Below are 12,845 nucleotides of genomic sequence, written 5' to 3' on the forward strand. Positions count from 1 at the left end.
CCGGCAGCGATTGCTGCAACAGACCCGCCTTTGTGCTTTGCTTGCGGCAGAGGACAATTGAAGGACACATGCCCCATGCCGGATACCGCACGGCGGTCCGAGCGGGCTCCGGACACCGACGGGAATTCTCCGCAACCGACGCCAGCCCTCGCGGCAGAAGGCGACGGAGCCGCGACGGAGGAGACCCTCGCCCTGGCGGCGCTGATGCTCATGTCCCCGCGGCAGGTCTTGGCGCTGCAGGAGATTCTTGGCGCGCCCGACGGGGTGCCGCGCGACGACCCCGCCAGCGCACCGCTCGTCCAGGACATCCGCGCGCTCGGCCCGCTGCTCGATGTCGGTCCCACGCATATCCGGATCTCCAACCCGGCCCTTCGTCCCGCCTTCCAGTCCGCCCTCGCCCGTTACCGCCAGGTCAATGACCCCGTCGCGCGCATCCGCACCGACCTCAGCGAAGGCCGGATGGGGGATGCGCTTGCCGTCCTGGCGGAGAATGGCGGGGCGTTCCTGTCGATGATCCATGGCCTTGAGCGCGCGAGGGAGGTGGCAAGCCTGTTCCCGGAGGACGATGCCGAACGGCCGCCCGACGTGATGGTGCTGGATGTCGTCAATGCCATGAAGTCGGGCCAGCTCGTGCGCGCCGACATCCTCGTCGAGCGCATCCTCGGCCGGCAGCGCCTTCCGCCGCTCGATGTCGATCAGTCGAGCCTCGATTACCGGCTTGCGACCTTCCGCTTCGTCAAGGCGATCTACGAGGACCAGCCGGTCGACGAGGCAGGCCTGGACCAGGTCTACCGCACATTGGCGCGGGTGCCGGTCGCCGCCGCGGTCGAGGCCGGGCTCCTGCATCATGTGACGCTCGACGTCTATCTGCGCCAGGGCCAGTGGGCCGCAGCCGGCGAGGCGGCGCAACGCGCCCTCTTCTATTTCGAGCGCGCCGGCGCCAACGGCCTCGCCTTCTACGTCCAGCTCTACCTGATCGTCATCGACCTGGCGGTCGGCGATGTCGATGCCGCGGGCGAGGCGGTGGCAAGGGCCGCGCGGCTGAAGCGCCAGGCTCCCGAACTCACCGACAACGACAACCTGCTCCTCGTGTCCCTCCGCCTCATCCAGCAATACGAGGCCGGCGCACCCGAGGGCTGGGTCTCCCACCTGATGACGGTCGAGGAATCGATCCCGGTGGGCGAACTGTGGCCGGCGATGGCCGAGCCGATCCTCACCTATGGACGCGCGGCGCTGGGGGCCCATGCAACCCACGCGGCGGCGATCGCCTGGGTCCGCCGCTGGCGCGTCCACCAGCGGCGCTCCGACCGGTTCGAGAACCTCATCTCGGTACAGGAGATCCGGGCGTTGCAGGCGGCGAGGCGCTTCCAGGAAGCCGACGAGATGCTCGAACGCCTGGAGTCGGCCGCCAGCGTGTCGCACGAGATCGGCCTGCTGACCTCGGGCCTTGAACTGCACCCGCGATCGACGGAACTCGCAACGGCGCTGGCGTCGCTCACCCGCCGGGCCGACCTGCCACTCCGGCAGCTCGCCGAGATCCTGCTGCTCCAGGTGCGCTCGGCGCTGGCCCACGGCGACGAAGACGGGGCCTCGCGCCAGCTCGCGCGGCTTGTCGAGGCGGCGCCGCCGGAGCGCTTCGCCAGTTTCTATCGCGAAAACCAGGCGGTGCTCGCCGAGGCCGTCACCAACCGATTGCTCCGCCATGTGCTGAAGCGGATGCCGCAACTGGCCCGCCGGCTCTCGGCGGTCCTCGGCGACGCCACGCCGGAGGTCGCCGACGACGGCGCCGGCCTGACGCGGCAGGAACGCCGCATCCTCGCGCTGCTTGTCGAAGGGCTCCCCAACAAGGCGATCGCCCGCCGCCTGGGGCTGGCGACGCCTACGGTCAAGTTTCATCTGACCCGCCTCTTCGCCAAGCTGGACTGCCGCAACCGTCGGGAAGCCGTCTCGGAAGCCCTGTCGCGCGGCCTGATTTCCACCTAACCCATACTTCTAATCAAAAAACCCATACCAAGGACGTATTGTCCCGCCATTCCCGGCGTCCGATCATCGGCAGGCGAAAGACAAGGAGCCGACCGTGAACTGGACCGTCCAGATGGAGTATAGCCGCGACGGGGCATCGGACATCTGCTTCCCGGGCAGGGAAGACGGGGCCAAGCCTCGACCGCCGGAGGCGGCGGTGCCGGTCGAGCAGTTGCTGGTCGCGGTTGCCTCCTGCTTCGCCCAGAGTTGCCACATCGTGCTTGGCGCCCGCGGCGAGGAACCCTGCGACATCCGCATCAGGGTCATCGGTGAAAAGGCCGGGAGCCCGCCCAACCGGCTCGAGCGCATCGACCTGACCTGCGAGCTGATCGGCATCGCTCCCGAACAGGCTGCCCGCATCAAGCGCGACGCCAAGCGGATCTGCACGGTGACCAACACCCTTGGCTGCGAGCTGGTGGTCGCCGAATGACCACGAGCACCAGCCAATGGAGCCTCGGCATCGACGTCGGCGGCACCTTCACCGACATCGTCTTGTCCGGCCGCGACGGCTCGCTTCACTCGACCAAGACCCCTTCGACCCCGGACCAGTCCGACGGCGTGCTGAACGGCATCGCCAAGGTCGCCGGGCAGATCGGCGCGACCGCCGAGAGCCTGCTGGCCGATTGCGGCATCATCGTTCACGGCACCACGGTCGCCACCAACGCGCTGCTCGAATATCGCGGCGCCAAGGTCGGGTTGATCACCACCGAGGGCTTCCGCGACGAGCTCGAATTTCGCCGTTCCTACAAGGAGAGCACGTTCAACCCGCGGCTCAAGGCGCCGCATGCGATCTGTCCCCGGCGGCTGCGGATCGGCGTCCCGGAGCGCGTGACGCACGACGGCACGGTGCTGATCCCGCTCGACGAAGACGCGGTCCGCCGAGCGGTGACCTTTCTGCTCGCCGAGGGCTGCGAGGCGATCACCGTCTGCTTCCTGTTCAGCTTCGTCGCTCCCGACCATGAACGGCGGGTTGGCGAGATCATCCGCGAGATGGCGCCGGACCTCTATGTCTCGCTCTCCTGCGACGTGCTGCCGGAAATCCGCGAATACGAGCGAGTCTCGACCACGGTGGTCAACTCCTATGTCGGCCCCGCCATCCAGTCCTATGTCTCGCATCTCGACGACAAGCTGCGCGGCCGTGGCTTCACCGGCGAGCTGTTCATCATGCAGTCGAACGGCGGAATGCTGACCGCGTCGGAGACCGGCCGGAAGGCCGTCGGCACGCTTCTTTCCGGGCCGGCCGGCGGTGTGACCGCGGCGGGCTGGGTCGGCCAGCTCGCCGGCTATCGCGACCTGATGGTCGTCGACATGGGCGGCACCTCCTACGACGTCTCGGTCATCCAGGACCTCAATCCGGCGACGACGACCGAAAGCTGGCTCGCCCGTTATCGGATCGCGCTACCGATGCTCGACATCCATACGGTCGGGGCCGGCGGCGGCTCGATCGCCTGGATCGACGACGGCGGCGCGCTTCGGGTCGGGCCCGAGTCGGCGGGGTCCCTCCCCGGCCCAGCATGCTACGGCCGCGGCGGCACCCGGCCAACGGTCACCGACGCGAATCTCGTCCTCGGCCTGCTCAACCCCGACTTCTTCCTCGGTGGCGAAATGAAGCTCGATGCCGCCGCGGCCGAGCGGGCGCTCACCGAACACATCGCCGAACCGCTCGGCATGCCCGTCCTCGACGCGGCGCAGGCGGTTTCGGAGATCGTCAACAGCAACATGGCCAACGCCAGCCACCTGGTCACGACCCGGCGCGGCCTCGATCCGCGCGACTTCGCCCTCGTCGCGGCGGGTGGCGCCGGCGCACTCCATGCCGGTCGCCAGGCCGAACTCCTCGGCATCTCCTCGGTCATCGTGCCGGGGGCCGGACCGGTCTTCTGTGCCCTCGGCGATACGGTCGCGAATCTCAAGGTTTCCGGGTCGCGGACCTATTTGGCGCGCCTTGCCGACCTCGACCTTGGCGATCTCAACCGGCGTTTCGAGGAGATCGAGACCGAAGCGCGCGGACGTCTCGCCGGCCAGAGCGTCACCGACGACTTCGACCTCCGTCGCAGCCTCGATCTCCGCTACGAGGGCGAGGTTCACGAGGTGGTGGTTCCGTTGCGGACCCGCACCCGGCGGATCACCGCCCTCAATCTCGAAGCGACGATCCGAAGCTTCCACGACCTGCATGAAACGCTGTTCGCCCACAAGGATCCGGACCAACCGGTCGAACTCCTGACCATCCGCGTCGACGTCCTCGGTCTCCGCGAGCCACCACGGATGAAGGGCATGGAATTCGGCGACGAGGATCCCGCCTCGGCGCTCAAGGAACGTCGCCGGATCGTCTATGCCGACGGCGCGCACGAGACGAATGTCTACGACGGCGCCAGGCTGCACGCCGGCCACTTCATCACCGGCCCGGCCGCCATCGAATCCTGGGGAACGACAATCATCGTCTGCCCCGGCCAGGAGGCGCTCATCGACGCCTACGGCAACTGCATCATCGAGAACGGGCGCGCCGGGGCTGCATGACCGACATCCAGCGCCAGATCCTGTCGAGCCGCTTCGCCGCCATTGCCCGCGAAGGCGCCGAGATCTTCGCCCGGATGGCGCGCTCCCCGGCGGTGATTGACGAAGGCCAGTATGCCTGCGCGATCCTCGACTCCTCCGGCAGGCTGGTGGCGCAGGAGCAGGGCGAGCCCAGCCAGCTCGCCGCCGTCCAGGCGACAGTGGCATGGCTGATCGACGCCTTCGCCTTCGATATCGCCGAAGGCGACATGATCCTCACCGGCGATCCCTATTGCGGCGGCACCGTGTGCGGCGCGCTGACCCTGACGCTGCCGGTCGCGCATGACGGCGAGATCGCCTATTTCGTCGCCCTGCGGTTCACCTGCCCCGACCTTGCCGGCGACGTTCCGGGCGTCTTCCAGCCGGACGCGCATGAAATCTGGCAAGAGGGATTGCGCGTCACGCCGGTGAAGCTCGTCCGCGCTAACGCGCCAGAGCGCGACGTGCGGCGCTACATCCTGAAGAATACCCGCGCCCCGGAGCATCTCGACGGCGACCTTTCCACTGCCGAGGTGGCAGCGCATCGGGTCGCGGACCGGCTCCAGGCGATGCTGGCGTCGCGCGGCGCCGATCCCGTCCGGGAGGCGGCCGACTACCGGATCGCGCATGGACGCACCCGCATGGCCGGCCACCTCGCGAGCCTGGCGGGTGGCGCGGGCGAGGCAACGGCCGCGACGATCGATGCCACCGTCCGCGTGACGGTCAGGCATGACGACGACCGGCTTGCGATCGACTTTTCCGGTTCCTCGCCCTCGTCCGAGACAACCGCCAACCTGACGCGCGCCGCGACCGCCGCAGTCGTGCTGACCCAACTCGCTGCCGAGGTGATCGAGGATACCGGCCTCAGCCAGGGCATCCTCGACGCGATCGATCTGGCGCTGCCGGAGGCGAGCTGCGTCAACGCCGCCTTCCCGTCGGCCGTTAGCCTCGGATGGAGGCATATCGCCCCGGCGGTCTCCTCCGCCCTGGCGCGCGCTGTCCATCGCGCGCCTGCCTTCACCGTCCCGCCGCCACTGGTCGTGCTGTTTCCGGAGATCGGCGCGTCCCCGACATCGCTGCCGCTCGTCGTTTCCCCGGGATTCCGGCCGATGGCGAACACCGCGGGCGGCGACGCCGCCTCGGGACGCCGTCGCCTGATTTCGGCCGAGCAGACCGAACTGGACGGCGTGCTGAGCCTCCTCAGCCGCCAGTTCGAGGGCGATGACATCAGTGCCGAGGTGGCGATCCGCCAATCGGGCATCGAAGGCGTCATCGTGCCCGGCGCCGGGCACGAACCAGACATCGTCCAGGATGCGCCGCTGTCGCGCAATCGATCGAACGTCCTGGCCTTCCAGCAAGGCGCGCGCATCCGCTTCGTCTATCCCGAACGAAGGGAGGAGCGGCCATGACGCCCGAAACCATGATCCGCGCCCGGGTCGTCGGCGGCGGCTTCGACACCGCTGCCGATGAGATGAGCGCGACCGTGACCCGGACGGCGCGGAGCCCGATCTTCAACGAAGCGCACGATTTTACCACCGGCATCTTCGAGCTCAAGGACGGCAAGGCCCGGCTGGTCGCCCAGGCGCCCGGCTGCACGCTCCATCTGTACGCGATCTGCCCGGCCGTCCAGGCAGCGCTCGATTGTTTCCGCAACGACCTCCATCCGGGCGACCTGATCCTCGCCTCCGATCCCTATGACGGGGGCACCCACATCCCCGATCATGTGATCATCCAGCCGGTCTTTGCCGACCGCAAGCCGGTGTTCTTCCCGGTCGTGCGCGCCCATTTCGCCGACAGCGGCGGTCCCGTCGCCGGCGGCTACAACCCGGCCGCGCGCGACATCTGGCAAGACGGCGTGGTGGTGCCGCCGATCAAGCTCTACGAGCGCGGCGAGCGCCGGACCGACGTGTTCGACATGGTACTCGCCAACAACCGCGTGCCGGACTGGCTGCTCGGCGACCTCGATGCCATGCGCGGCGCCTGTCTCACCGCACAGGCCCGGATCGAACGCATCGTCGGCCGGTTCGGGATCGGAGAGACCCGCGCTGCGCTCGAGACCAATATCGCCTATGCCGAACGCCGGGTGAGAGCCGAGATCGCGAGCTGGCCCGACGGCGACTATTACGCCGAGACCTTCATCGACCACGACTACCAGGGCGGGCACGACATTCGTGTCGCCTGCACCGCACGCGTCCGCGGCTCCGACGTCACCTTCGACTTCACCGGCACCGCCCCCCAGGTGAACGGCTTCGTCAATTCACCGATCGCCAATACGCTCAGCTTCGTCTTCGTCGCGATCGCTTCGGTCATCGACGAAGATGTGCCGGTCAACGAAGGCTATATCCGCCCGGTCACGGTCATCGCGCCCGAGGGCACGGTGGTGAATCCGCTTCCCCCCAAGCCGGTCGGCAACTGTACCTGCATCTGCGGGGCGGAGATCGCGGAGGTCGCCCTCCTCGCCCTGTCGCAATGCGCGCCGAAGCGCGTCGGCGTCAATTGCCACAAGTTGCCGCTGGCCTATTCGAGCGGTCGGTACGAAGACGGCAAGCCGTGGATCTCGCTCAACTTCCACGGCTATACCGGCGGCGCCGGCGCGGCCTATGGCACCGACGGCTGGGGCCTCTACCCGCCGTTGATGACCGGCGTCATCCTGCCCTCGATCGAGATGAACGAGATGCAGTATCCGATCCGCATCGAGAAGCACGAATACGAACGGGACACCGCAGGCGCCGGGCGCTGGCGTGGCGCGCCGGGGGTCCGAACGCGTATCCGTTTCCTTGCCGAGAACATCACCAACGCGATGCTCGCCGGGGTCCGCCACCCGACCCGGGGCTTTTGCGGTGCGGAAGACGGCCCGCCAAACGCCCTCACGCTGATCGAGGAAGCGGGGCGCACCGAGGTCACCGAGGTGATCTACAACCGCCACCTCGCCGCGAACACGGCGATCGAATTCCTGCGCGGCGGCGGCGGCGGCTGGGGCAGCGCCGCCGACCGGCCGGTCGACGAGGTCGTGGCGGATGTCGCCAACGACTACGTCTCGGCCGGCAAGGCCAGCGAGCAATACGGCGTGGTGGTCGACACCACCGCACTGGAGGTCGACCAGGGCGCGACCGATCAACGAAGGACGAAGATGGCCCGGAGCCAACCGGGCTGACATCAACAACGCAGGAGCAAGATTTCGATGAAGCCAGACACCAAGCGACTTCTCTGGATGCTGCCGGGGCTATTCGCCGCCGGATTGGCGGGACCGGCTGTCGCCGCCGACGGCCCCTTTGTCATCAACACACTCCAGGCGCCGGCCACCATGGACCCGGCCTTTCTGTGTGACATCACCGACAATGGCTATGTCGCCCCGCTCTATGCCCCGCTGGTCGCGTATGGCCGCACCACGATCGAGGGCACGCCGGAGGGCGTGACCGTCACCAAGGAGAATCCGAACGAGATCGTCCCGGCACTGGCCGAGAGCTGGTCCGTCTCGGATGATGCGCTGGTCTATACCTTCACGATCCGGGACGGCCTGAAGTTCGCCTCCGGGAATGCGATCGACGGCGCCGCCGTCGCCGCTTCGCTCGAGCGAGCCCTGAAGTCGGGATCCTGCGGCACCCACTTCATGGAGGCCGCGGACTACGGCAACACCAAGTCGATCACCGCCGAGGGCAACACCGTCACCGTAACCCTCGACCACCCGCAGCCGCTGTTGATCCATGCCCTGACCCAGCCCAACGTTTCGATCGTCGACGTGGCCACGGTCGAAGCGAACGGCGGCAACGACTGGCTCGCGACCCATTCGGCCGGGTCCGGTCCCTATCTGCTCGACAGCTACCAGCCCGGCGTCAAGGCGGTGTTCAAGGCCAATCCCAACTACTACGGGGAGCCGGCGCTGGAGCCCGAGGTCGTCCTCAACTTCATCGCCGATCCCTCGACGCTGCTTCTCCAGGCGCGCAACGACGCCGCGCAGGTGACGCTTGGCCTGCCCAAGCAGATGCTGGCCGAGGTCGCCGACAGCATGAACATCGTCGCGGTGCCTGCGCCACGCTGGGAGCTTGTCGGCCTGCCGAACCGGGTGCCGCCCTTCGACAATGCCACCTTCCGCAGCGCCCTCAGCTACGCGGTGCCTTACGACGTGCTCGTCAAGTCGGTCGCCTTCGGCTACGGCGAGAGCTTCTTCGGGCCGTTCCCGCCGCAGCTTCCCAGCTACAACGCCGAACTCGGCGGCCCCCGCGCCTTCGACCTCGACAAGGCCAAGGCGTTGATGGCCGAAAGCGGCGTCGAAGGTCCCGTCGATCTGACCATCACGATCCGCGAAGGTCGCGACGACCACGAGCAGATCGCCACCATCCTGCAACAGGTCTGGGGCCAGCTCGGAGTCGATGTGAAGATCTCCAAGGTGTCCGGATCGGCCTATGCCGAGCAGGTCTCGGCGCCCGAGAAGACCACCGCGATCATGCGCTCGGACGGGCCGTCGGTAACATTCTCGCCGTGGCTGCTGAACTACGACATGCGGTGCGCATCGAACTTCAACATGTCGAACTACTGCAACACGGAAGCCGAGGCGCTGTTCGACGAGTCGAACAAAGTTGCCGACCTGGCTGCCCGGCAGCCCTATTTCGACAAGATCACGGAGATCTGGGTTGCCGACGCACCGCGCATCCCGCTCTATGCCGACGTCTATACGGCGGTCCTGGACAAGTCCGTCAAGTTCTGGGATTTCGCCCAGGACGGACCGTTCGAGATCTGGCGCTGGGGGCGTTGATCTCATAGGTGTCGCGGGGGCCGTCGGCTCCCGCGACACCACACTTCGACCCGGCCGGACGGAACCTCCGCGTTTCAGGAGATGTCCCGAGGAGACTTCCCAGCTTGTCGATTATCCGGTCCGTCCCCGTCTTCCTGCCCCTCGCGCTTCTCACCGTGCTCGCAGGCGCGGTTGTCGTCGGGCCGCTGGTCTGGCCGATAGACCCCTACACGATGGACTTCGCCGCCATCCTCGCCCCGCCGGGCCCGGGGCACTGGATGGGCACCGATTCCGTCGGCCGTGATGTCCTCGCCCGCTTCCTGGCCGGCGGGCGCCTTTCGCTCTCCGTCGGTGTCATCGTCATGCTCGGCGGACTTGTCCCCGGCGCGATCATCGGCGTGATCGCCGCGCGGGCCGGTGGGATCGTCGACATGGTCCTGATGCGGGCGATGGACAGCATCGCCGCCTTTCCGCCGATCCTGCTGGCGATGGCGGTGGCCATCGGCCTCGGCGGCGGCCTGTGGACGGCCGTTATCGGCGTCATCATCTCCACGCTGCCGTTCTTTGCCCGCCTGATGCGATCCGAGGTGTTGCGGATCATGTCGCACCGCTTTGTCGACGCCGCCGAGAGCATGGGCGCCACGCCGGCCTTCATTCTCCTGTGGCATGTATCGCCCCACGCTGCATCGACCATGCTGGTCCAGTGCGCCGCCGTCTTCGGCTACGCCATCATCACCCTTGCCGGTCTCGGCTTTGTCGGCCTTGGCGCCGAGGTGCCAACAGCGGAATGGGGCGTGATGATCACCGAGGGCATGAAATATGCCCTTACCGGCCAATGGTGGCTCACCGTCTTTCCCGGCCTCGGCATCCTCGTCGCCGTGAGCGCCGCCAACCTGCTCGCCGACGGTCTGTCGGCAACGATGGGAGGACGGCACGCGTGATCCGGATCGCCGCCTCTCGCCTCGCCACCTCGCTGATCGCGCTGCTCGGCGCGGCCCTGTTCGCCTTCATCGCGCTCAGGGTCGCCCCCGGCGATGCCGCCCGGCTGGTGCTCGGACCGTTCGCCACCGACGAGGCGGTCCAGGCGCTGCGCGTCAAGATGGGCCTCGACGATCCGCTGCCGGTTCAGTTCTGGCATTACCTCACCAGCTTCGTCAGCGGTGACTGGGGGTGGAGCTATTCGCTGGGCCAGTCCGTCCGCGACCTGCTTGGCGAACGCTTTCCGGCGACGCTGGAGCTCGGGCTCTACGCCTTTCTCTTCGCGCTGGTCGCCGCGGTATCGCTGGCGGTGATCGGCGCCTTCCGCCGCGGCCTGCTGTCCGACGGGGTGCCGCGCGCGCTCTCGGTGTTCGCGCTGGCGGTGCCGCAATTCTGGTTCGGAATCGTCGCGCTGATCATTGGCTTCGAGATGCTGGGGCTGTTCCCCGGTCCGTCCGGACGACTGCCGCCGGGCGTGACCGCACCGGCCGGGCCGACCGGCCTCTACACGATCGACGCGTTGCTCGCCGGCGATCTCGCCACCTTCGCCACGGCGCTCCACTATCTTGCCCTGCCGGCGATCACGCTGGGACTGCTACCCTTCGGTTTCCTGCTCCGCCTGCTCCGCGCCAACCTGCTCGACGTCGCGGGCGAGCCATTCGTGCTGGTTGCCCGCGCCCAGGGACAGTCGCATTTCCGGGTCTTCCTGCGCTATGTGCTGCCCAATGCGATCATTCCCACGCTGATGGCCTCGGGCCTGATCCTCGGCCAGCTGCTCGCCGGGTCGGTCCTGGTCGAGCGGGTCTTCAACTGGCCCGGCGCCGGCTCGCTGGTGACGCAGGGGCTCCTGCAGCAGGATTACTCGGTGGTGCAGACCTTCATTCTGCTGTCCGCCTTCATCTACATCCTCGCGAACCTGTTCGTGGACCTCCTCGCGGCCGCCATCGACCCGCGGATTGCACGCGGGGCCGGACAATGACCGGGCTGCTCGACATCCGCCGGCTTTCGGTCGCCTTCGGACCGACCAGGGCGCTGTCGGATATCGACCTCGCGCTGGAGCCCGGAACCCGCCTCGGGCTCGTCGGCGAGAGCGGCTCCGGCAAGTCGACCCTCGGCCTCGCTGTTCTCGGCCTGCTTCCACCCGACGCCGCCTGCACCGGCGAGGTGCGGTTCCAGGGCGAGCCGCTGCCGTGGAGCGACGATCGCGCCATGACCAGGGTCCGGGGGCGTCGCATCGGCTTCATCTATCAGGATCCGATGGCCGCCTTCAGCCCGGTCCACACCATCGGCACCCATATCACCCGTGCATTGCGCGCCGCCCATCCCGGTGTCGGCCGCCGCGAGGCGCTGGATTGGTCGGTTGCGCTGCTCGAGGAAGTCGAAATCAACAAGCCGCGGGAACGGCTCGACCACTATCCGAACGAATATTCGGGAGGCATGCTGCAGCGGGTGATGATCGCCGCGGCGCTGGTCGGCGACCCCGACCTGCTGATCGCCGACGAACCCACCACGGCGCTCGACGTGACGACGCAGGCCTCGGTCCTCGGGATGCTCGATCGGATCGTCGAGGCCCGCGGCATGGGGTTCATCCTCATCAGCCACGACCTCGGGGTCGTCGCCGAGGCGTGCCGCGAAGTCGCGGTGATGTATGGCGGGAAACTGATCCAGCGCGTCGCGCTGGCCGATCTGAAGGCCGAGGCGCACCCCTATACCCGCGCGCTGCTCGAGGCGCGGCCGACCTTCGGCAAACGCGGCCAGCGGCTGTCGACCATCGCCGATTTCCTGCCATCGGACTGGTTCGACGATGCTTGAACTCGACGCCATCACCAAGGTTTTTCGCAAGCGCGGCCCCTTCGGCGGTGGCAGATCGACGGTGGCGCTCGATCGCATCTCGGTGCGGATCGGAGACGGGCGGACGCTTGGCGTGATCGGGGAGAGCGGGTCGGGGAAGTCGACGCTTGCCCGTATCGCGTTACGCATGATCGCTCCCGACAGCGGCACCGTGCGGTTCGGCGGACGGGACATAACGCGGGTCTCCGGAAAGGCGCTGCGAGATTTTCGTCGCAAGGTCCAGCCGGTCTTCCAGGACAGCGCCGGCGCGCTGGACCCCCGCATGACGATCGCGCGCATCCTGCGCGAGCCGCTCATGCTGCGCGGTGACGTTCCCCGTGCGGAGTGGAGCAAGCGGATTACCGATATCCTGACCGCGATCGACCTCTCGCCGGCCCTGCGCGACCGCTATCCGCGCCAGTTGTCCGGGGGGCAGCGCCAGCGCATCGGAATCGCGCGGGCGCTGCTGATGGAACCGGAGATTCTGATCCTCGACGAGCCGGTCTCGGCGCTCGATGTCTCGGTGCAGGCCAACGTCCTCAACCTGCTCCGCGACCTGCAGCGGGACCGCGGACTGAGCTACCTCTTCATCGGCCACGATCTTTCGATCGCGGAGTATTTCTGCGACGACATCCTGGTCCTGCATAACGGCGTGCAGAAGGATTTCGCCGACGCCGAAACCCTCTTCCGCGACCCGAAGGACGACTATACGCGCACGCTCCTAGCGGCCATGCCGCGGCAGCTCTGACTCCTG

At 67.8% G+C, this 12,845-nt stretch carries 10 protein-coding genes; all 10 read left to right on the plus strand.

The features are described from left to right. Positions 1–75 precede the first annotated feature (75 nt). Entirely contained in the window at positions 76–1,983 is a 1,908-nt protein-coding gene (locus tag BLT60_RS21210) for a helix-turn-helix transcriptional regulator (protein ID WP_090879951.1), read from the plus strand. Between the two features lie 94 nt (positions 1,984–2,077). Next, on the plus strand, positions 2,078–2,452 hold the full coding sequence (locus tag BLT60_RS21215) for an OsmC family protein (protein WP_090879954.1): 375 nt from the start codon (positions 2,078–2,080) through the stop codon (positions 2,450–2,452). Further along, the gene (locus BLT60_RS21220) at positions 2,449–4,536 is read left to right on the plus strand and encodes a hydantoinase/oxoprolinase family protein (protein ID WP_090879958.1); all 2,088 of its coding nucleotides are present in this window, start codon (positions 2,449–2,451) and stop codon (positions 4,534–4,536) included. Before BLT60_RS21215 ends, BLT60_RS21220 begins: the two co-directional genes overlap by 4 nt. Then, positions 4,533–5,960 carry a hydantoinase B/oxoprolinase family protein gene (locus BLT60_RS21225; RefSeq protein WP_090879961.1) on the plus strand — a complete coding sequence of 476 codons (1,428 nt, stop codon included), beginning with the start codon at positions 4,533–4,535 and terminating at the stop codon, positions 5,958–5,960. Before BLT60_RS21220 ends, BLT60_RS21225 begins: the two co-directional genes overlap by 4 nt. Continuing rightward, entirely contained in the window at positions 5,957–7,705 is a 1,749-nt protein-coding gene (locus BLT60_RS21230; RefSeq protein ID WP_090879964.1) for a hydantoinase B/oxoprolinase family protein, read from the plus strand. Before BLT60_RS21225 ends, BLT60_RS21230 begins: the two co-directional genes overlap by 4 nt. A gap of 27 nt (positions 7,706–7,732) precedes the next feature. Next, positions 7,733–9,304, plus strand: a complete 1,572-nt coding sequence (locus BLT60_RS21235) for an ABC transporter substrate-binding protein (RefSeq protein WP_090879967.1) — start codon at positions 7,733–7,735, stop codon at positions 9,302–9,304. A gap of 104 nt (positions 9,305–9,408) precedes the next feature. Further along, positions 9,409–10,224: an ABC transporter permease gene (locus BLT60_RS21240; protein ID WP_244521381.1), complete on the plus strand. Its 816-nt coding sequence runs from the start codon at positions 9,409–9,411 to the stop codon at positions 10,222–10,224. Continuing rightward, a complete protein-coding gene (locus tag BLT60_RS21245; protein WP_244521382.1) occupies positions 10,221–11,240 on the plus strand; it encodes an ABC transporter permease in 1,020 nt (339 codons plus the stop codon). Before BLT60_RS21240 ends, BLT60_RS21245 begins: the two co-directional genes overlap by 4 nt. Next, the gene (locus BLT60_RS21250) at positions 11,237–12,073 is read left to right on the plus strand and encodes an ABC transporter ATP-binding protein (protein WP_090879973.1); all 837 of its coding nucleotides are present in this window, start codon (positions 11,237–11,239) and stop codon (positions 12,071–12,073) included. Before BLT60_RS21245 ends, BLT60_RS21250 begins: the two co-directional genes overlap by 4 nt. Further along, complete coding sequence (locus tag BLT60_RS21255) at positions 12,066–12,839, plus strand: ATP-binding cassette domain-containing protein (protein WP_090879976.1); 774 nt, start codon at positions 12,066–12,068, stop codon at positions 12,837–12,839. Before BLT60_RS21250 ends, BLT60_RS21255 begins: the two co-directional genes overlap by 8 nt. Positions 12,840–12,845: the final 6 nt, after the last annotated feature.

The organism is Bauldia litoralis (genome assembly GCF_900104485.1).
Classification (GTDB): Bacteria; Pseudomonadota; Alphaproteobacteria; order Rhizobiales; family Kaistiaceae; genus Bauldia; species Bauldia litoralis.